This is a genomic window from Pseudomonas sp. FW305-E2 (genome assembly GCF_058782925.1).
In genome coordinates this window covers 156,501-175,580 of record NZ_JBYSYE010000006.1, presented here as the reverse complement: position 1 = coordinate 175,580, position 19,080 = coordinate 156,501, and the positions used below count along the sequence as shown (strand labels likewise).

At 59.7% G+C, this 19,080-nt stretch carries 19 protein-coding genes and 1 tRNA gene; 15 read left to right on the top strand and 5 right to left on the bottom strand.

Features of this window, described 5'->3' with window-relative positions:
* Positions 1 to 3 precede the first annotated feature (3 nt).
* The 12 genes from AC3WLP_RS08540 to AC3WLP_RS08485 are packed head-to-tail and all read left to right on the top strand — an operon-like array spanning position 4 to position 12,297.
* On the top strand, positions 4 to 1,968 hold the full coding sequence (locus AC3WLP_RS08540) for a phage tail tape measure protein (RefSeq protein ID WP_088513006.1): 1,965 nt from the start codon (positions 4 to 6) through the stop codon (positions 1,966 to 1,968).
* Positions 1,968 to 2,285 (top strand): DUF2590 family protein, encoded by a 318-nt coding sequence (locus AC3WLP_RS08535; RefSeq protein ID WP_088513005.1) that lies wholly within the window; start codon positions 1,968 to 1,970, stop codon positions 2,283 to 2,285. The genes AC3WLP_RS08540 and AC3WLP_RS08535 overlap by 1 nt, the downstream gene beginning before the upstream one ends.
* Positions 2,282 to 3,457, top strand: coding sequence for a baseplate J/gp47 family protein (locus tag AC3WLP_RS08530; protein WP_088513004.1), 1,176 nt, complete (start codon positions 2,282 to 2,284; stop codon positions 3,455 to 3,457). Before AC3WLP_RS08535 ends, AC3WLP_RS08530 begins: the two co-directional genes overlap by 4 nt.
* On the top strand, positions 3,450 to 4,037 hold the full coding sequence (locus tag AC3WLP_RS08525; RefSeq protein WP_088513003.1) for a phage tail protein: 588 nt from the start codon (positions 3,450 to 3,452) through the stop codon (positions 4,035 to 4,037). The genes AC3WLP_RS08530 and AC3WLP_RS08525 overlap by 8 nt, the downstream gene beginning before the upstream one ends.
* 8 nt (positions 4,038 to 4,045) lie before the next feature.
* On the top strand, positions 4,046 to 5,653 hold the full coding sequence (locus AC3WLP_RS08520) for a phage tail-collar fiber domain-containing protein (protein ID WP_088513002.1): 1,608 nt from the start codon (positions 4,046 to 4,048) through the stop codon (positions 5,651 to 5,653).
* An 8-nt stretch (positions 5,654 to 5,661) separates the two neighbouring features.
* On the top strand, positions 5,662 to 6,372 hold the full coding sequence (locus tag AC3WLP_RS08515; protein ID WP_088513001.1) for a DUF4376 domain-containing protein: 711 nt from the start codon (positions 5,662 to 5,664) through the stop codon (positions 6,370 to 6,372).
* Complete coding sequence (locus tag AC3WLP_RS08510) at positions 6,369 to 7,289, top strand: hypothetical protein (protein WP_088513000.1); 921 nt, start codon at positions 6,369 to 6,371, stop codon at positions 7,287 to 7,289. Before AC3WLP_RS08515 ends, AC3WLP_RS08510 begins: the two co-directional genes overlap by 4 nt.
* Positions 7,286 to 7,837 (top strand): baseplate complex protein, encoded by a 552-nt coding sequence (locus tag AC3WLP_RS08505; protein WP_088512999.1) that lies wholly within the window; start codon positions 7,286 to 7,288, stop codon positions 7,835 to 7,837. The genes AC3WLP_RS08510 and AC3WLP_RS08505 overlap by 4 nt, the downstream gene beginning before the upstream one ends.
* Positions 7,834 to 8,538, top strand: a complete 705-nt coding sequence (locus tag AC3WLP_RS08500) for a hypothetical protein (RefSeq protein WP_088512998.1) — start codon at positions 7,834 to 7,836, stop codon at positions 8,536 to 8,538. The genes AC3WLP_RS08505 and AC3WLP_RS08500 overlap by 4 nt, the downstream gene beginning before the upstream one ends.
* Complete coding sequence (locus tag AC3WLP_RS08495) at positions 8,511 to 9,464, top strand: phage baseplate assembly protein V (protein WP_088512997.1); 954 nt, start codon at positions 8,511 to 8,513, stop codon at positions 9,462 to 9,464. Before AC3WLP_RS08500 ends, AC3WLP_RS08495 begins: the two co-directional genes overlap by 28 nt.
* A 9-nt stretch (positions 9,465 to 9,473) precedes the next feature.
* Positions 9,474 to 11,543: a sialate O-acetylesterase gene (locus tag AC3WLP_RS08490; RefSeq protein WP_088512996.1), complete on the top strand. Its 2,070-nt coding sequence runs from the start codon at positions 9,474 to 9,476 to the stop codon at positions 11,541 to 11,543.
* A gap of 13 nt (positions 11,544 to 11,556) precedes the next feature.
* Positions 11,557 to 12,297, top strand: a complete 741-nt coding sequence (locus AC3WLP_RS08485; RefSeq protein WP_088512995.1) for a hypothetical protein — start codon at positions 11,557 to 11,559, stop codon at positions 12,295 to 12,297.
* Between the two features lie 94 nt (positions 12,298 to 12,391).
* On the opposite strand, the gene AC3WLP_RS08480 is transcribed toward AC3WLP_RS08485, so the two are convergent.
* The 5 genes from AC3WLP_RS08480 to AC3WLP_RS08460 all read right to left on the bottom strand — a co-directional run bounded on the left by AC3WLP_RS08480 (position 12,392) and on the right by AC3WLP_RS08460 (position 16,385).
* Positions 12,392 to 12,967: a HEPN family nuclease gene (locus AC3WLP_RS08480; RefSeq protein ID WP_088512994.1), complete on the bottom strand. Its 576-nt coding sequence runs from the start codon at positions 12,965 to 12,967 to the stop codon at positions 12,392 to 12,394.
* Between the two features lie 85 nt (positions 12,968 to 13,052).
* Positions 13,053 to 14,306, bottom strand: a complete 1,254-nt coding sequence (locus tag AC3WLP_RS08475) for a DUF6161 domain-containing protein (protein ID WP_143516723.1) — start codon at positions 14,304 to 14,306, stop codon at positions 13,053 to 13,055.
* Positions 14,307 to 14,782: 476 nt separating this feature from the next.
* Entirely contained in the window at positions 14,783 to 15,142 is a 360-nt protein-coding gene (locus tag AC3WLP_RS08470; RefSeq protein ID WP_088512993.1) for a hypothetical protein, read from the bottom strand.
* A gap of 494 nt (positions 15,143 to 15,636) precedes the next feature.
* Entirely contained in the window at positions 15,637 to 16,194 is a 558-nt protein-coding gene (locus AC3WLP_RS08465; protein ID WP_088512992.1) for a DUF4145 domain-containing protein, read from the bottom strand.
* Positions 16,195 to 16,300: 106 nt separating this feature from the next.
* Positions 16,301 to 16,385: transfer RNA gene (locus AC3WLP_RS08460), tRNA-Leu, on the bottom strand.
* A 105-nt stretch (positions 16,386 to 16,490) separates the two neighbouring features.
* On the opposite strand from AC3WLP_RS08460, the gene queA reads away from it, so the two are divergent.
* The 3 genes from queA to yajC are packed head-to-tail and all read left to right on the top strand — an operon-like array spanning position 16,491 to position 19,048.
* A complete protein-coding gene (gene queA, locus AC3WLP_RS08455; RefSeq protein WP_088512991.1) occupies positions 16,491 to 17,540 on the top strand; it encodes a tRNA preQ1(34) S-adenosylmethionine ribosyltransferase-isomerase QueA in 1,050 nt (349 codons plus the stop codon).
* Positions 17,541 to 17,554: 14 nt separating this feature from the next.
* Positions 17,555 to 18,670 carry a tRNA guanosine(34) transglycosylase Tgt gene (gene tgt, locus AC3WLP_RS08450; protein ID WP_003248558.1) on the top strand — a complete coding sequence of 372 codons (1,116 nt, stop codon included), beginning with the start codon at positions 17,555 to 17,557 and terminating at the stop codon, positions 18,668 to 18,670.
* Positions 18,671 to 18,712: 42 nt separating this feature from the next.
* Positions 18,713 to 19,048, top strand: coding sequence for a preprotein translocase subunit YajC (gene yajC, locus AC3WLP_RS08445; protein ID WP_003248556.1), 336 nt, complete (start codon positions 18,713 to 18,715; stop codon positions 19,046 to 19,048).
* Positions 19,049 to 19,080: the final 32 nt, after the last annotated feature.

Here is a 19,080-nt window from a genome sequence, read left to right as displayed (position 1 = left end):
CCCATGGCTGATCAATCTGCCCGCTTGGCCTTCATCCTGAGCCTGACCGACAAGGTCACCGGCCCAGCGAGCAAGATCAAGAACACCATCACCGACCTGGCCGACGCCGGCGCAGCGAACATCGTGCGCATGGGGGCTGGCTTCGTTGGGATGCGGGAGTCGTTCGAGGGCATCACCGCGCTCCTGGATCCGGCGCGAGAACTGAACGGCGCCCTAGGTGATGTCCGGGCCATGGGCACGGCAGAGGATGCGCTGGCTTCGCTCAACGCCAGAGCGCTCGAGTTCTCCGTGCAATACGGGGCCAGTGCTGTGGACTTCGTTGCCTCGGCTCGGTCGATCGAGGGCGCCATCCAGGGGCTGGTCGGCAACCAGCTGGCCACCGTTACCAATGCCAGCAGCGTGCTGGCCAAGGCCACCAAGGCCGACACCGAAACGACCAGCCAGTACCTGGGCAGCATGTACAACCTGTTCAAGTCCGAGGCCGACAAGGTCGGTCGGGTGCAATGGGTCGAGCAGCTGACCAGCCAGACGGCCCTTGCCGTGAAGCTGTTCCGCACGGACGGCGCGCAACTGAAGGATGCCTTCAAGGAAGCCGGCGCGATCGCAACGGCTTCGGGCGTCAGTTTCGCCGAGCAAATGGCGGTGATCGGCACACTCAGCAGCACGATGGAAGGCGGCGACGCCGGCGGTCGGTACAAGGCGTTTTTCGAGAACATCGGCAACGCCTCGGACAAGCTGGGTATCAAGTTCACTGACGCCACCGGCAAGGTCCTGCCGATGGTCGACATTCTCGGCAAACTGCAGGGCAAATTCGGCGATCTGAAGAACGCCGCCGGCAACGCCAAGCTGGTCGAGGCGTTCGGCGGGGAGGGCGCCCAGGTGATTGGCGCGCTGGCCATGGACACCGATCGGCTGCGAAACGGCATCGCGGAGCTGGGCAAGGTTCGCGGGCTGGAGAACGCCGAGAAGATGGCCCAGGCCATGGTCGACCCGTGGGAGCAATTCGGTGCAGCGGTCCAGGCCCTGCGTGTCGCGTTCGGCCAGGCACTGATTCCTATGCTGACCCCGCTCATGAACAAGCTGGTCGGCATCGGCCAGACGCTCACCCGCTGGACCCAACTGTTCCCGAACATCACCAAGGCGCTCGGCATCGCCACGCTGGCCGTGCTGGGCATCATCACGGCCATGTCGGCCCTGACCTTGGTCGTCGGCATGGGGCGGATGGTCTGGATGGGCTTGGTCGTCGTTTGGAAGATCCTGACCTGGACGGGCTACCGCTCGATCGCAATGTTCCTCTACCACACCGTGATGATCACTGGCTTCGTGGCGGGCATGGTGCTCATGTACACCTGGATGGGTCTGGTGCGGGGCGGGATGCTGCTGTGGCAGGGCGCGATCTGGCTGGTTAACGCCGCAATGACGGCCAACCCGGTTCTGCTGATCGTTGCCGGCATCATCGCCCTGGGCGTGGCTGTAGCGGCCGCGATCGTCTACTGGGACCACTGGACCGGCGCCCTGGTGAACACTGCGGCCTTCCAGTGGATCAGCGCCCAGCTGCAGAGCCTTTCCGACTGGTTTGGCTCGATCGGCGGTTGGAGTGGCATGGCCAGCACCGCCTGGAACGGGATCGTGTCCATCTTCAAGGACTCCATCAACAGCCTGATCGGGATGCTCAACAAGATCCCCGGCGTTGAGATCGACACCGTGTTCGCCGACCTGCCGAAGCTTCCGCAGATCCCTGACGTCCAGGCAGAGCAGGCCCGCCAGAACCTGAAGCAGTCCAGCGCAAGCATCAGCCCGAAGGGCCCAACGGCGGTACCGCCGGGCGGTCTGCTGCGCTCGATCCAGAACACCACCACCAACAACGACCAGGGCAAGAAACTGCACGTTGAGCACATGAGCATCACCACCAGCAAAGAGATCAACCCGCTGGAGATCGAGAACGCGATGAGCATGGCGGTGGGCTGATGGGCATGTACATCGATCTGCTGATCACCAACAACGACCTGACCCTGGACCCCTCGAACCAGCCGTTGCTGGTCGAGGACCGGGCCAGCATCGCCCAGGACATCGGCCACATGATCCGCGACAGCGGCTTGCTGGTGACGCTGATGGCCGAGCGTGACCGCTTCCGCCGCACCGACTGCATCAAGCAGCTGGAGTTGCTGGTGGAGGAGGACGAACGCCTAGTACCGGGCACCGTACAGATCATCGAGACCGGCACTGGCCAGTACCTGGTCACCGCCACCACCGTTGCATTTGGAACCACTGAGGTAATCCTGTGAGTGACGTCGACTTCAAGAAAGCCCTGCAGGATGCCGGCGTCCCGACGACCGAGGCGGGCTTGCGCACCGCCTGGGAGAAAGAGGTAGCCGCCCAGGGCAGCAAGCTGAGCAACACCAGCGCCTGGTCACCGTTCTGGCGTGTGGTCACTGCCCTGGTGACCAAGCCCGTGCTGTGGCTGATCGAGTTCATGGTCAGCACCGTGCTGCCTAACTTCTTCGTCAAGACGGCCACCGGCACCTGGCTGGACATGCTGGCCTGGGCAGTCGACGTCACTCGCAAGGCCTCGACGAAGGCCCAAGGGCAACTGCTGTTCACCCGCAGCGGTGTCGCCGGCGTGCTGGAGATCCCCGCCGGCGTGCGCGTGCAATCTGTGGCCATCAACGGCAACGTCTACGTCCTGGTCACCACCGCCGCCAGCCAGTTCCTCGACGGTGACTCGCAGGTCCTGGTGCCGGTTGAAGCGACCGAGGCGGGCAGCGGCTACAACCTCGCCCCGGGATACTACTCGATCCTGCCCGAGCCGGTACCCGGCGTAATTCAGGTGGTCAATGCCGATGGCTGGCTGTCCCAGCCTGGGGCGGACGAGGAGCACGACGACGACCTGCGCCTGCGTACTCGCAACCAGTTCAGCGCGGTCAACCAGTGGCACACCGACGCCGTGTACCGGGCCATGATCGCGTCCTTCCCGGGCGTCGAGCCTGATGGCGTGTACTTCGAGCATGACGCTCCTCGAGGACCTGGCAGCGCCAATGCCTTTGTCCTGTTCGAAGCGGGATCACCAGCAGCCAGCTACCTGGAAAAGATCAACAGCTACGTCCGCGACAAGGGCAACCATGGCCACGGGGACGACATGCTGGTCCAGGAGATGCCCGCCACCCAGCACACCGTCCGCGTCACGGTCTGGCCAGACGCGCAAGTCGGCACCGAGCGCGAGGATGCGCTGCTGAGCGACATCGAGCTGTTCATCCGGGCTGCGTTCCGCGAGAGCACTGCCAGCGACTACCAACCGACCCTGACCTATCCGCAGTCGCGATTCTCATTTAGCCGCCTGGGAGAGGAGCTGCACGAGACCTTCACCGGCATCGAGTCGCTGAAATTCGACAACGTCGACATCGTCTCGCAGCTGACCATTCCCCGCCTCGATGCTGTCCAGGTGGTGATCGGTGGATAAGCTCAAACTCCCTTTCTGGCTGGAGGGCGTCGAGCTTTCCAAACTGCGTGACGCCGCGCAGGCCTGGTGGACCCGGGTTGAGTCCTGGATGAACTGGCCGCTGCTGCAGCTCGATGCCGAGACCTGCCACCTGACCATCCTCGATCTGCTGGCTTGGCAGCGCGATATCCAGCGCTTCCAGGGCGAGCCAGAGAGCCTGTACCGGAAAAGGGTGAAGTACGCCTTCATCAACGCCAAGGACGCCGGAAGCAGCGCCGGCACCGTGCGGATCTTCCAGCGCCTGGGCGTCGGCTACGTCGAGATCGAGGAGCGCTTCGACAGCGTGAACTGGGACGTGGTGCGCCTGTACCTCACCGACAGCCAACTGAGCGCCAATCCGGTGCTGCTGCGCGTGCTGATGCAGCAGTACGGCCGCACCTGCCGGCGATATGAGTTCGCCACGATCACGCCGGTGGCTTTGGGCATGCCGGTCGCGCACTTCCATGACGACCAACAGACCCTTTGTGCCGTCTTGGACGACAGCGCTGATCGCCTGGTCGTCATTCACGAACTGGCCATCGTCACCACCAAGAATTCGTAGGAGCCCCCATGGGAGCAAGCATTACCCTCGCCGGCCAGTCGCTGATTGCGCAGAAGCAGGCCAACCAGCAGCTCTTGCGCGTGGCCAGCTTCGTGTTCGCCAACGTGCCTGGCCTCAACCCAGCGGCGCCAGTGGATCGTGCAGCTGGGATGCCGCCCGCTGCGCAGGTGGTGTACACCACTGAGGTCGATCGCCAAGGCTATGTGAACCCGAACCAGGTGATCTACAGCGTGGTGGTTGACTCCAGCGTGGGTGACTGGGATTTCAACTGGATCGGGCTGGTGACCGAGGAGAACACGCTGCTGGCTGTGGCCTACGTTCCCCTGCAGCAGAAGCGCCAGAACATCCCGCCGATGCAGATCGGCAACAACCTGACCCGCAACTTCCTGGTGGAGTACAACGGCGCCCAGGAACTGACCGGCATCACCGTCGACGCGAGTACTTGGCAGCACGACTTCACCGTGCGCCTGGCTGGCATCGATCGCCGCGAGCGGCAGAGCAACCGCGACGTCTATGGCCGGGTGTGCTTCTGGGACAGCGGGCTACAGCTGGAGCGCAATGGATTCGGGTTGTACCAGGTCAAGGCCGGAACCTTGTACGTCGAAGGGGTTCGGGTCGCGCTCGATGAGCCAGTCCTGGTTCAGCTGCCGGCACTGCCCATCAAAGCCTGGCTGGACGTGGCGCTGCGCCGGCAAGGCAATGACGTGGTTGCGCAGTGGTCCGTTGTCTTTGGCGCCGCCATGGCGGACTACCAGGACAACGACGGTACCCAGCACTACCTGGTCGAGCTGGCCAGCGTCGACGTTGCCGGCACCATCACCGATCAACGGTTGTGGCAACCCATCACTTCAGCGCTGATCGACTACTTTGCCGCGAAGGTGGGCGACTACCCGCACCTTCGCGCCCGGGCTACCACCAAGGACGATGTTGATCTGGGCAACCTGCCCAATGCCAAGAGCGACGATCCGAACAGCGACAGCAGCGACATCCTGGCCACCACCAAGGCGCTTAGGGCCGCTATTGCTCAGCTGGAAAGTAACCAGGTGGGCGAGGTCGTCTTCTTTGACCTCGATGCCCCGCCACCGGGCTGCCTGCGCGCCAATGGCGCCGCTGTGTCCCGCACCGTCTATGCCAGGCTGTTCGCGAAAATCGGTACCCGTCACGGCGCCGGCGACGGTGTAAGCACCTTCAACCTGCCAGATGCACGCGGGCTTTTCATCCGCGCCCTGGACGACGGCCGCAACCTGGACCCTGGTCGTGTGCTAGGCAGCACTCAGGCCGACGAAATCCGCTCCCACAGTCACGGTGCCAGTTCCGTCGGTGCCGGCGCGCACACCCACACGGCCAGCAGCGATGCACAAGGCGAACATACCCACGGCGTGAAAGAGGGCCAGGAGATTGGGATTGTCGATCCTGGCGGCGAGGTTCTGAGTTCAGGTGACGACATGACGACTCGCGTGAACAACTACTCGACGTCCACTAGTGCTGGCAACCATAGCCACAACATTACCGTGACTGGCGTCGTAGACCACACCCACGCCATCACCGTCAACGCCACCGGCGGCAACGAGACGCGGCCGCAGAACATCGCGTTCAACGCCTTCATCAAGTACTGAGGCCCGCCATGCAATCCAAAATCGTCTACCAAACGGATCACCTGGGTATCTACACCGGCCAGACCTATGCCGATCCGTCGCCACTGGAGCAGAACGTCTGGCTGATTCCGCGTGGCTGCGTCGAGGTCGCTCCGCCGGCGGTACCGGAATTCAAGGCCGCGCACTGGGATGGCCGCCGCTGGCAACTGATCGACTCGTACCTGGGCCTGACCGCCTACAACACCAAGACTGGCGAGCCCACGTCGATCGACCGACTGGGGCAACTGCCAGCCGGTTATACCCTCGATCCGCCGGGACCTGGGCAAGTGTGGCAGGACGGCCAGTGGGTGGATGACATCCCGGCTACAGTGGAGCGTCGCTATCAGGAGCGCCTGCAGGAGATCGATGCCACCTGCAGCCAGCAGATCACTGGCGGCTTTTGGTCCCAGGTCCTGGGCGATCGCTACTGCTATAGCACTTCATTGGACGACCAGGTCAACCTGAGCGGTGCCGCCGCCTTGGGCGTCAACCTGACCTACCCCTGCGCCGATCAGGCCGGGGCCAAGGCCTATCGGCTTCACACTGCTGCGCAGCTGCGTCAGGTGGCCGACGACTTCACTCGCATGAAGTTGCAGCTGCTGCAGCAGGCCTACAGCCTCAAGGAACGCCTGCAGCAAGCCCGCGATGCCAGGGATCTGGCTGGCCTCGAGGCGGTGACCTGGGAGGCTGCACTGATATGACCTGGAATCCAGTCACCATGCGCTGGCCTAGCCAGGCCACTAGCTGGCTGGCCGACCTCGAGGAGGCAAAAGCCATGGCCGGCGGCGAGTTGGCCAGCGCGGGCGATCGCGTGGCCGCACTCCAAGGGATGGCCACCACTGATCCCGGTCCTGTCGGGGCAGCAGCTGCTGCAGCGGTCGCAGCTGGGCGCAGCGCCATGAGCGAGGCGCTGGGCGAGGTTCCCGCAGCTCTGGTGGTTACGCCGTTCCAAAGTGGAGTGGGCCAAGGCCGGGGGCTGCAGCGGTACCTGTCAGCGCCGAATCTGCTCCAGCACCTGGCCACCAAGCTCCAGGATGTGACAGACACCAATCGCCCCGGGGGCGAGAAGTACGCCCTGGTCGTGATGTTCGTCGGCACTCGTTACGACCACTTTGCGACCACGCTCAGCCGCTTCAACGCCGTGCTGCCGCTGCCGGATCTGAAGCGAGCGCAGAACCGAGCCCGCCGGTTGTCCGAGCTGGAAACGGCCAAATGGGAGCTACCGACCGCCGGCATGCTCCCGCGCTGGGGTGAGCTTCCCCTGGAGCAGTCCACCATCACCCGTACCGCCAGCCAGGTGATGTCCGGGCAACTGGCCGCGCTGGAAAGCTTTGCATCCAGCTCGCCAATGGCCGAACTGCAGGCGCTGGCCAGCCGCAAGGCACAGCGCAGCGCTGCAAAAGATCAGGAGCTGGCCAACCTCAAGGCGACTTTTGACGGCGCGGAAGCGGACGTCAGCATGACCGCCCGCCTGATTGGCCCGGGCAATGCCGCTGAACTGCGCCGTGACCTGCTGACCGGCCAGGCACCTGGTCACGAATGGCCGTTGGCCGCCGGCGTGATGCTGGTGGGATCACTGAAGGGCTTGAGCTTCGTTCGCGAACTGGTGGGCCTATGACTTTGCTCCTGGATGGCGAACACATCAGAGGTCGGGAGATGAAAGTTACCGGCGATCTGCGCATTGAAAGTGGGGACATGTCGGGTCAAACCAGCAACACCGACACGGCGCACAAGGGGTTCAAGCCCAAAACATTGGCTGTTTCCCTGATGATTCGATTCATAGACGCGGCGGACCTGCGCACGCTCATGCGCCTGGCCGAGGCCACCGAGAGCGGTGGCCAACTCAAGACGTACCGGATCGTGAACGACACGGCAACCGCAATCGGCATGCGTCAGGTCCAGTTCTCCGACGGTGTCAGCGCCCGAGAAGACGACACGCTTCGTGCCTGGCGTATCCAGTTCACCCTGACGGAGAAGCTGTCGAACCCGGAGCGCGTGGAGAAACGCCGTGCCGCCAACGCGGTAGGCACCCAGAGCGCACCTGGGCAAGCGGTCAGCGGCAGCAGCACTGGTACCGGCGCCGGCGGAACTACAGGTGGCCAGGAACTGAGTGGCTTCGAGGCAACCCTGAAAAAGCTCGATGACTACCTGGGTGGCAAATCGTGAAGCTGCATAAGGTTTTGCGTATCGCCGGCATCGAGCACGTCCTGGTCAAGGACGATGTCCGCCTGGACCTGGCCACCCCCGGTCGTGCCCAGTTCACTGTCAAGGCTACCGAGCCCGTCTCCGGCCTGGTCACGCTCGACATCGGCTACAACGAGGCGACCCTGCAGCGCCATTTCATTGGCTACGTCGAGCGCAGCACCGCGGTAAACCAGCTGGAGCAGGTGCTGTATTGCCGCGAGCTGGCCGCAATCCTGGCCAAACCGCTTCCGCTTAACCTACGTCACGCCGATCTGCGCACCGTTCTGGCAGCTGTCAGCGATCAGACCGGCCTGCGCTTCCGAGTGCCGGCGCAGCCTTACGCCACAACCAAAGCGCCTTATTTCTACAGCCTGGCGTCCGGTTTCCAAGCCATGGACAGCCTGGCCCGGGTTTTCACCATCCCCGACCTGATTTGGCAGCAGCAGGGCGACGGCGAAGTGTTCGTCGGCAGCTGGGCGCACAGCTTCTTTGGCGAACGTTCGCCGCTGCAGCTGCCGGTCCAGCTGTTCAACAACTATCAGGGCAACCAGAGCGCCGTGATTGCGGCCCTACCCGGGCTGCGTCCTGGTGCAACCATCAACCACGGCGAGCGCGTCACCTCCGTGGCACTTGCCGGTACCGAAATGGCGATCAAATGGAAGACGCAATCCGGCGCTGTGTAGAGCGCATGTTTCCCGAGTTGAGCGGCGGCTGCCACCTGCCGCGCTTCGCCCAGGTCGTCGCCGTGGCTGACGCACCTGCCGGCGCCGGCATCTGCGACGAGTTCCGCCCGCGCTTTGCCGTGGACCTGCAGGTCCTGGACCAGGACAACGAACCGGACCAGTCCATGCCGCTGCTGGCCGGCGTGCCGGTACCGGTGCCAACTGGCGGCGACGAAATGGGGTTCTACAGCTTCCCCGAGGAAGGCACCAAGGTCGTCGTTTCGTTCGCCCAGGGCTTGCCGCACAAGCCTTTCATCCAGTGCATCCTGCCGCACGGCCTGTCCCTGCCCAGCCTGCCCAAAGGTGACCAGGTCTGGCAGCACAGTGAGGCGTCACAGCAGCGCGTCGAGGCCAATGGCGACTGGACCCGGCAGACCGATGGCCGGATCCGCGACAAGTCGACCGATCGGGTGGTGGAAAGCCTTACCAACGCCGAGCAGTACCAGAGCCACAGCCGCACCGTGGATGACCATTCCACCGAGTCTGTGGGCGGTATCAAGACGATCGAGGCCCTGGGCGCGCTGAAGCTGCTTTCCGGCGGCGCCGCCTCGATTGCGGCGATCGATGACCTTGGTCTTTCCACGGGGCGTGACCTCAACCAGGTGGTGGGCCAGAAGCTCAACCTGGTTGTGGGTGGCGACCTGCTCGAGCGCGTGAAGGCCACCCGCCGGAGCATCGCCGGCACCACTTGGCTGGGGTCCGACTCCGTGAACGTGCTCCAGGTGCTGTGCGACCTGATCGACCTGGTGCAACAGCTGGCCACTCAGCTGGCCACCCACACCCACGTGCCCGGACCGGCGCCCAGCTCAGGCGATGCCGCCCAGTTCGCGTCCAAAGCCGCCAGCGCGGAGCTGTTGGCTCAACAGCTCAAACCGATTACCGCCTAAGGATCACTTATGGAACTCAAGAATTTCTTCGCCCTGGATAACGAGGGCAACAAGCTGCCAGGCGCCACCTGCTACGTGTACGAGCGCGGGAACAGCAACCTGGTCGGTGGGCTGCTGAAAGCGAACGGTTTGCCCTTAAACAACCCGTTCCTTGCCGACAACAACGGTCTGGCCCAGTTTGCCGCACCCAACGGTCTGTATGACGTGCGCGTGGCCGCGAACGATCGGGACTACCGCCTGCATGTCCAATTCAATGACGTGGGCGAGTCGGTGGCAGCCGCTGAGCAGGCGGCGAGCCGCGCCGAAACAGCGCAGGAGATCGCCCAGTACGCAGCAGACATCAAGGACAGCGAGGCCCAAGGCCTGGCCGAAACCCTGAACGGCGAGTACTTCAAAGTCGCGAAGACCGACGCCGAGCAGATCCTGGTGCTGTACCGCAACACGGGGGGTGCAGCAGTGAAGATCGGCGAAATGCCGTCTGGCAAGGCAGTGGATGCTGTCCGCGAGCTGGTGAATGCCGGTGACGATCCCTTCAGCGTCCAAGACAAGAATCGATTCCTCATCATGCGCGTGCTTGAGGACGGCACGCTCGACTTGCCGGGGGCACAGATCCGCCCTACGGAAGACGGCCTCGAGCTCAGCGATCGGAACGGCTTCATCACCTCGCGGCTGGGCGCAACCGAAAGCACTGTGAACGGCTGGACCACCCAGGCCGCCAACGTTGAAGGCCTGGAATTTGTGGATAAGCACAACTTCATGTTCGGACGCGTAGGACAGGACAAGGTTTACTTCGGGCTGCCCGCTGAGCCGCACGAGAGTGTCCAGGTCGAGCCGCAAGAGGCCTTGCTCGATCGCCAGCGAAACACCGATCACAAAGGCATCATCAACTACGGTCAGTCCCTGTCGGACGGTCAGAACGCCCAGCCTTCGCTGTCCACTGTCCAAGAGTACGGCAACCTGATGCTGGCCGGCGGCGTCAACGTGCGACCAGATGAGCCAGGATACGTGGCGAATCGGTACGCCCCGCTTGTGGAAAAAGACAACGGGCAGCGCGGCGAAACGCCTGTATCGGGGCTGTGCAACGGCCTGGTGCGAAGGGCAATCGCTGACGGTGAGTCCGCTCAGAACTGGGTCTGGGTAGGCGCCGCCTGCGGACGGGGCGGCAAGTCCGTGGAGCAGCTGTCGGCTGCACCATTGGGCGACGGGTACTACGAGAAGATGGTCCAGATGATCAAGGACTGTCATGCCACCTCGGTAGCCATGGGCAAAACCTATTCCGTCTGGGCTTACACCTGGGACCAGGGCGAGAGTAACTATGTAGTCGGCTCCAACAAGTCCGGTTATCAGTATGTCGAAAATATGATGAATATTTTCGATGGTCTAACCCGCGAAGTAGCAGTAAAGGTTATTGGACAGACGTTCAGACCATACACTTTCACTTACCAAGTTGCCGCGCACCGGAAGTACGAGCTGGATAACATGAGCATCGCCTTGGCTCAGTGGCGCTTGAGCCGCCAGCGCCCTGATGTGGTTGTGGTTGTACCGGCCTACATCCTGCCGACAGGCAGCGATACGCTTCATTTGACGAATGAAGCCTCTTGGTTGCTTGGCGAGTATCGCAGCCGGGCTATGTACGAAACCATGATTCGCCGATCCGGCAAATGGCGTCCTCTTGAACCGGTATCCGTGGAATGGAAACCTGAACATATCGACATAAAATTTCATGTGCCGCGCGGAGAGCTGGTGCTTGATGATGCTCTTGCAGCCATGGCGCCTAATTTCGGATTTGATATCCGCGAGAGCAATGTGCTCAAAACAGATATAATCAGCACTGTTAGTGTCATCAATACTGATACCGTCCGCATTTTGCTAACCAGACCAACTAGCAACAATGCAACCGTAAGTTATGCTCGCGGCCGTGACGGTGATCCGAAAGCTTCCGGCCCAGTGACTGGTGCGCGAGGGAACCTTCGTGACACGCACGGTTTGTTTAACACTGTTGAATCGCCGCTGGGCAATACATTCGCATTGCACAATCCATGTGTAATGTTCCAATACGATCGCAGCACTGGATTTTAATAAGGATTACGACATGGGTACTCGCATTGTTGCTAAAGATGTAGATGCTGAAGCATTCGCCACCGAATACGCAGCGCCCATTCGCCGCGGACTTGAGGCGATTCACTTCCTGAATGGAAGCTTAGTCAAAGCGGCGAGGAACTACGCGCCCGGCAAGGCGCAGGGCAAGCTAATCGGTGCCCCAGTGCCCCAGGCGGCCTACCTCAGCTGCAAAGGCACTGTGAACTGCATCGAGACGGCCATGTCGGAAAGCGAGGCGATGACGCTGTTCATCGTCGCGAGGACCCCGGCGGATGGCACGGTTTCAGCCGAGCGCCCGATGTTCTTGGGCAACTATCAAGGTCTGGCGGCAGATGGCGGGGCGGCTTGGGGCGTCAGCATCTTTGTGAACTCCGAGAACCGCGTCACCGCAACTGGCGGCTTCGGTGCAGACGCAGCCTCGAACACCAACGTGCTGGCAGGTGTCACCAAGCCGGCGCTGGCCAACAAGTGGAGCCTGTACATGCTCCAGGTCAGTGCGGCAGGCGTCACCATGCGCGACTTCACCTCCAACCTGATCCAGACCACCAACGCATCTACACCACGTCGGCTGTCCACCGGCAAGATCCGCGTGGGCAGCGGTCAAACCAACCTGCTTGGTACCTGCGACGTTGCAGTATTCCAGGGCCATAATGCCTTACTTACGGATGCCGAGATTCAAACAACCGTGGCGGATATCCGTGCGTATATGCTCCGGAAGGGTATTGTGATCTGACTCACTGCACAAACATAAATAAAAAGCCCGCTTTGAGCGGGCTTTCATTTTTCATTAACAGGCAACAAGCAGGCGCCCTCCCAGGAATGACACACTACTGACGACTGCGAATATCTGCATGCGCGACGGACTGCAACTTCCTGACCAAGCCTATTAATGATTTGACGCTAGCGACTGCAAGGAATGTATCTGCCGGATCTCGACTTACGTCGAAAAGCTCAAATTTAACCTGCTCTAACAATTGATCCCGAACTGCATCTTCTGGGACATCAATTTTTATATTTCCGTGGCCAAGCGCATTCCTGATCCTCCTGATAATGTACTTCACAGATGGAGCAGGCTTCATGGGTGCGGTTACAACTACACAGGACAGGCTCCACTCGGCTAGGGCCTCTGGAGTGGCGTCGTCCGGAATCAACGAATCCCATCGCTCCTTAGTCAAAAGGATCCCAGTGTAGAGATAAGATGTAATTATTCCCAAATTGAATGGAATTATGATATGACCCGGCCTTACCTGCTGACTCCACTGATCGTAAAAGTTTTTTACAGTAAGCTTGTCCCCATTCCCTTCGGAAATACAGTCAGAAATATCTTTCAGAAAGCCCACGCTGAACATGCTTTCTGTCACCACGTCAATGGCATCTTTTTCATTTTCAAAATCTTTGATCATTCAGAATCCACCAAAAAATTTTATTGGGTACGCCCGCTCATGCAAATGCGGCCTTTCACTCACCATCGAGTAAGCGCCGATTAAATCACTTACTCCTATCAGCCGCTTTGTAGATCATCTCCAACGGTGTAGTAAATGTTATTTCTGGCGAATTTGAGAAGGTATTAGGTTTGAACAGAGCCTCCAGTACAAGCCTGCGATCAGCTTCTGAGCTCAACTTACCTTCATGCATCAAAGCCAGATAGGTTTTAGTGAAAGTCATACGTTCTTGCGCTTCCAAAGCACAATTCGAGTGCGTGTTATATTGTCGAAGCGCAATTCTGATTAAAATCCCCAGGAATGTTAGAAGCAATGCAGCCCCTAAAAAGTGAGAGATCAAGCCTGCAATACTATCCGTAGACATTGATCCTAAAGTGCCCACATTGGAGACAACAGAGCTACCGCTTCCTTCGAGCCTTAAGTAGCAAATCATTCCTACGAAAGTAGCTATCATGCTACATACAGCAGCAACTAAAGACAGATTCTTCTGCCGTTCATGAGCGCTTCGTCTTTCTTCCCAATATTTGACTGATTCTTTGAGATCAATCTGAGCGCTGTAAGCATCTCTTGCAGACTTAAGGTCATTTTGTGCAGCCGCAATCTCACCACGCGACTGAGACACTACTTTTCTTATGTGTTTTTTCCATAGCTCCTTCCGGCGTTCGAGCATCCGGCGCATTTGAGAAAATTCACCTTTCAATTTCCCTATAGATATATCAGCTTCTTGCTGCACGGAGTTCACAGCATGATTGATGCTTCCCTTACTGCTTTCAATATGACTGCGAAAAACCGCCACTGCGGAAGAAACACTGTCTGCCCCAGCTTGCGGCGCAAGCGAATTTATTCCTTGCATTTCATTTATAAAGCTCACTGCGGTATAGCGTTCGTAGTCGAATCTTGGGTCTTCAAGAATATGTAGTAATTCTGGGTATTCGCAGCTTACCTTTCTTCGCTTTGGTGAAGACATAATGAACACAAATAATGCTAAGGAGTCGTACCCCTCATTTTGCAGTCTTTGGACGAGCCGAGCTTCAGGCGAATCCTTCCTCACTAGAATTTCATCAACTGGCCCGGGAGTATACCAGCCAGCCTTGAGAATACCTTGAATATACTGAGTTATAGGCTGCTCAACGAATACAGAATATGCGACTCTAGCAGCTTCATTAAGCTCACGCCCTCCAATAGTTTTCAGCCACTCCCAATGTTCTGACTCCCGAGTAAACTCATCGATCAATGCAGCTTGCGCTTCACTGACCGGGACCCTCTTGCCTTCCTCTATGCTATATCGTGGTTCCGCCACACTCTTACCTCCACTGAAAAGAATGATGATAGCGGGGAGCCACTGCGCCTGGCGAGGTGCTGTAGCACGTGAAAAACCGAAGCAGCAAAAAAATCAGCTGTGAAATTCACTTATCCCCCTCCCGCCGACGCGCTTTTCGCCGTGAAATCGTGCAAACCAGCCGGGTAGTGCAAACCAAGCTGCGGGCCGTGCCGTTTCTGGGCTCGCGCAGGCCGGTGGCAATTGCACGCTGTGAAAGAAAATGAAAGGTTGTGCAACGGCGTGCGGTTCGCTGGCCGTACAATCGGGCAGGGGCACCCGCAGCTGGAGCCCGCGGAATCCGTGGAAGCAAAACGAAAAAATCCCCGATTTCAGGGATTTTCAATTTCGGACGCAGTGATTTTCGGGTGTGTCGATCGCACCAGGTGCGCGGCGCAGATCTGGCTGTAACCCCCGGCGGGTGGTGTGTCAGCGATTCCCGTTCATTGCAGATCCTTTCACTGCTCGGTACCGGTCGCCAGCCACATGTGAGGAAGGTCGCCCAGGTTATTCAGGCGCTCAAATTCTTTGGCCACCACGGGGATCAGGATGTGCTCGAGGCGGACTTTGAATCTCACGGCCTGATCTTCGGTCAGCCGCTTTACGGTACCGGTACGCGCGCTGGCGCAGGACACGTTCCTCGGATGGATGCCGATTCCGTCCAGGCTGCCATGTATGTAGCCATCCAGGTACTCGCGACGCTTGAACAGGACCGCGCTCTCCGGTGCTTCCTGATAGTCCCAGTGCACCTCCCAAGCCGCGCCGTTCTGGATCAGTTCGATTTTAGGGAGGGCTGCACGGGTGGCTGCTTTGCGCATTTTCTTCTCTCGATCAATTCGCTTCGCGGGGCATTTTTAAGGATAGCTTCGGGGTGCCCCATGAAAGGTTTTTCAGGCTGACCCCCAAAAGCCTGTCAGGACATGGATATCTGTCAGGAGATCGGCTGGAGGCCTCGTATTTACTGGGTTTGCGATCTGACAACGAAGTGTGAAAAACGTGGCAGATCTGACATGCCAAATAAAAAAGCCTTATAAATCAACGACTTGGGAAAGGTAAATCTGACACAGGGGTTTTGTCAGGTTTTGACAGTCCGTTGACACCTTTCTGACATTACATCAAAACGCTGAAAGCCTTGAGATATAAGGGTTAGAGATAGGTAAGAAGAACAATCTGACAAATCTGACAAGCTTTTTAGGGGTCAACCTAAATTTTCGTTTTCTTCGTGCAGGGGGGGGGCGTATGACGCGTACACACAACTGAGGGCTTCAAAACCCCGGGCTATCTCAGCGTGACGCACTCGTCGCGACCTTTCTTACAGGCCCTTCGTGCTCTCATTGATGAGTTTCAGTTGCGCAGTGACCAGCTGACACATTTCACCCATTTTTATGGCGTCGTCAAAACTCACGCTGTCCCCTGTCACATGGACTGCTGTGTTTCTGATCTGGCGAAGGTGATGAAGAGTGTTGACCAAGGATGTGCTCAGCACACCAACGTGCTTGAGATGTTCAATGTGCAGGAATGGGTTCTTCGTATTATCAAGTCCGAACTGACTTCCTAGCTCATACAGTTCACCCTCAACAGGTAGCCAAGAGCTCAGGACGGCTGCCCGGGGGTCTGCCTGTGCGAGAGACTTAAAGCTATGCGGAGGTTCAGGTGGCTCTACAGGTGCAGTTTCGCTTTCTGCCTCAACCTGCTCTTTGGCCGCCTCGATCTGCTCGCCAATGTCGACATGTAGATCACCGTATTTTACGGCCCGAACCCGAGGAATCAGCTTTCCCAGCGGACTGCGCAGCAGGTAGGCAAGCCAAACAACCGCCGCTGGCCACGCAAGAAATCCGATTATCGATGACGTGAACTGCAATCCATCCATGGGGCACCTTTTTCGCTGAGCGCTTGCAGCTGCCCCGCAGAGTTACGCCAAAATTACGCCGTAGAAATAAAAAAAGCCCGTAGATCAGGGATCTACGGGCTCGGATTGGTGCCCCGAGGGAGACTCGAACTCCCACTCCTTTCGAAAACGGATTTTGAATCCGCCGCGTCTACCAATTCCGCCATCAGGGCGTGGCGCGCAGTATAAAGAGGTGCCGCTGGTCGGTCAATCGGCTTTCATGGTCAATTTTCACACATTGGGCTAAACTTCCCGGCCCTGCCGAACCGAACATCATCATGCGCGTCGCCGATTTTTCCTTCGAACTCCCTGATTCCCTGATCGCCCGCCACCCGTTGGCCGAGCGCCATGGCAGCCGTCTGCTGGTGCTCGATGGGCCTACCGGCGCGCTGGCGCACCGGCAATTCCCCGACTTGCTCGACTATCTGCGCCCCGGCGACTTGATGGTGTTCAACAACACCCGAGTGATCCCGGCGCGGTTGTTCGGCCAGAAAGCCTCCGGCGGCAAGCTGGAGGTACTGGTCGAACGCGTGCTCGACAGCCACCGGGTGCTGGCCCATGTGCGCGCCAGCAAGGCGCCCAAGGTTGGCGCGGTCATCCTCATCGATGGCGGTGGCGAGGCCGAAATGGTCGCGCGCCATGACACGCTGTTCGAGCTTCGCTTCACCGAAGAGGTGCTGCCGTTGCTCGACCGTGTCGGCCATATGCCGTTGCCGCCCTATATCGACCGCCCGGACGAGGGCGCCGACCGCGAGCGCTACCAGACCGTGTACGCCCAGCGCGCCGGCGCGGTTGCCGCGCCTACCGCAGGCCTGCACTTCGACGAGGCGCTGCTGGAAAAGATCGCCGACAAGGGCGTCGAGCGCGCCTTCGTCACCCTGCATGTGGGCGCCGGCACCTTCCAGCCGGTGCGGGTCGACAAGATCGAAGACCACCACATGCATAAAGAGTGGCTCGAAGTGGGCCAGGATGTGGTCGATGCCATCGAGGCCTGCCGGGCCCGTGGTGGTCGGGTGATCGCGGTTGGCACCACCAGTGTGCGTTCGCTGGAAAGCGCCGTGCGTGATGGCGTGCTCAAGGCCTTCAGTGGCGATACCGACATCTTCATCTACCCGGGCCGGCCATTCCATGTGGTCGATGCCCTGGTCACCAACTTCCATCTGCCGGAGTCCACGCTGCTGATGCTGGTCTCGGCTTTCGCCGGCTACCCCGAGACCATGGCTGCCTACGCAGCGGCGGTCGAGCACGGGTACCGCTTCTTCAGTTACGGTGATGCCATGTTCATCACCCGCAATCCGGCGCCACGCGGGCCCGAGGATCAAGCATGAGTCGCACCTGTCGAATGTCCTTCGAACTGCTGGCCACCGACGGCAAGGCCCGTCGGGGTCGCATCACCTTCCCACGCGGCACCGTGGAAACCCCGGCATTCATGCCGGTAGGGACCTATGGCACGGTCAAGGGCATGCTGCCACGCGACATCGAGGCCATCGGCGCCGAGATGATCCTCGGCAACACCTTCCACCTGTGGCTGCGTCCGGGCACCGAGGTGATCAAGAAGCACAACGGCCTGCACGATTTCATGCAGTGGAAAGGCCCGATCCTCACCGACTCCGGTGGTTTCCAGGTATTCAGCCTGGGTGCCATGCGCAAGATCAAGGAAGAGGGCGTGACCTTCGCTTCGCCGGTCGATGGTTCCAAGGTGTTCATGGGCCCGGAAGAGTCGATGCAGGTTCAGCGTGACCTGGGCTCGGACGTGGTAATGATCTTCGACGAGTGCACCCCGTACCCGGCCGAGCACGATGTGGCACGCACTTCCATGGAACTGTCGCTGCGCTGGGCCCAGCGCTCGAAGAACGCCCATGCCGACAACACCGCAGCGCTGTTCGGCATTGTCCAGGGTGGCATGTACCAGGACCTGCGCATGCGCTCGCTGGAAGGCCTGGAAAACATCGGTTTCGACGGCCTGGCCATTGGCGGCCTGTCGGTGGGCGAGCCCAAGCACGAAATGATCAAGGTGCTGGATTACCTGCCGGACCAGATGCCTGCTGACAAACCTCGTTACCTTATGGGGGTAGGCAAACCGGAAGATCTCGTTGAGGGTGTGCGCCGCGGCGTCGACATGTTCGACTGCGTGATGCCGACGCGTAACGCGCGCAACGGTCATCTGTTCGTTGATACAGGGGTGATCAAGATCCGCAATGCGTTCCATCGTCACGATGAATCGCCGCTGGATCCGACCTGTGACTGCTATACCTGCACCAACTTCTCGCGCGCCTATCTCCATCATCTGGACAAATGCGGCGAAATGCTGAGCAGCATGCTGAATACCATCCACAACTTGCGCCATTATCAGCGCTTGATGGCCGGTTTACGCGAGGCTATTCAACAGGGTAAATTGGCCGCCTTTGTCGACGCCTTCTACGCCAAGCGCGGGCTTCCTGTACCGCCCTTGGACTGACTGTCCGCATCCATTATTAGAAAATTACATTAGGAGTGCCCAATGAGCTTCTTCATCCCCGCCGCATACGCGGACGCTGCAGCACCTGCCGCTGGCCCAGCCGGTACCGGCTTCGAGTGGATTTTCCTGGTCGGTTTCCTGGTCATCTTCTACCTGATGATCTGGCGCCCGCAGGCCAAGCGCGCGAAAGAGCAGAAGAACCTGCTGAGCAACTTGCAGAAAGGTGACGAAGTTGTCACCAACGGCGGCATCGCCGGCAAGATCGTCAAGGTTTCCGATGACTTCGTGGTGCTGGAAGTGTCCGACACTGTCGAGCTGAAGTTCCAGAAGGGTGCCATTGCTGCGACCCTGCCAAAAGGTACGCTCAAGGCTATCTGAGTTACCGGTTTTATTTTCCAGTCGGGGCGCGC

Bases quoted from the DNA above. Each gene is read 5' to 3' on its own strand.
- AC3WLP_RS08540 (WP_088513006.1), top strand. From the start codon at position 4: ATGGCTGATCAATCTGCCCGCTTGGCCTTCATCCTGAGCCTGACCGAC.
- AC3WLP_RS08535 (WP_088513005.1), top strand. From the start codon at position 1,968: ATGGGCATGTACATCGATCTGCTGATCACCAACAACGACCTGACCCTG.
- AC3WLP_RS08520 (WP_088513002.1), top strand. From the start codon at position 4,046: ATGGGAGCAAGCATTACCCTCGCCGGCCAGTCGCTGATTGCGCAGAAG.
- AC3WLP_RS08515 (WP_088513001.1), top strand. From the start codon at position 5,662: ATGCAATCCAAAATCGTCTACCAAACGGATCACCTGGGTATCTACACC.
- AC3WLP_RS08510 (WP_088513000.1), top strand. From the start codon at position 6,369: ATGACCTGGAATCCAGTCACCATGCGCTGGCCTAGCCAGGCCACTAGC.
- AC3WLP_RS08505 (WP_088512999.1), top strand. From the start codon at position 7,286: ATGACTTTGCTCCTGGATGGCGAACACATCAGAGGTCGGGAGATGAAA.
- AC3WLP_RS08495 (WP_088512997.1), top strand. From the start codon at position 8,511: ATGGAAGACGCAATCCGGCGCTGTGTAGAGCGCATGTTTCCCGAGTTG.
- AC3WLP_RS08490 (WP_088512996.1), top strand. From the start codon at position 9,474: ATGGAACTCAAGAATTTCTTCGCCCTGGATAACGAGGGCAACAAGCTG.
- AC3WLP_RS08485 (WP_088512995.1), top strand. From the start codon at position 11,557: ATGGGTACTCGCATTGTTGCTAAAGATGTAGATGCTGAAGCATTCGCC.
- AC3WLP_RS08480 (WP_088512994.1), bottom strand. From the start codon at position 12,967: ATGATCAAAGATTTTGAAAATGAAAAAGATGCCATTGACGTGGTGACA.
- AC3WLP_RS08470 (WP_088512993.1), bottom strand. From the start codon at position 15,142: ATGCGCAAAGCAGCCACCCGTGCAGCCCTCCCTAAAATCGAACTGATC.
- AC3WLP_RS08465 (WP_088512992.1), bottom strand. From the start codon at position 16,194: ATGGATGGATTGCAGTTCACGTCATCGATAATCGGATTTCTTGCGTGG.
- queA (WP_088512991.1), top strand. From the start codon at position 16,491: ATGCGCGTCGCCGATTTTTCCTTCGAACTCCCTGATTCCCTGATCGCC.
- tgt (WP_003248558.1), top strand. From the start codon at position 17,555: ATGTCCTTCGAACTGCTGGCCACCGACGGCAAGGCCCGTCGGGGTCGC.
- yajC (WP_003248556.1), top strand. From the start codon at position 18,713: ATGAGCTTCTTCATCCCCGCCGCATACGCGGACGCTGCAGCACCTGCC.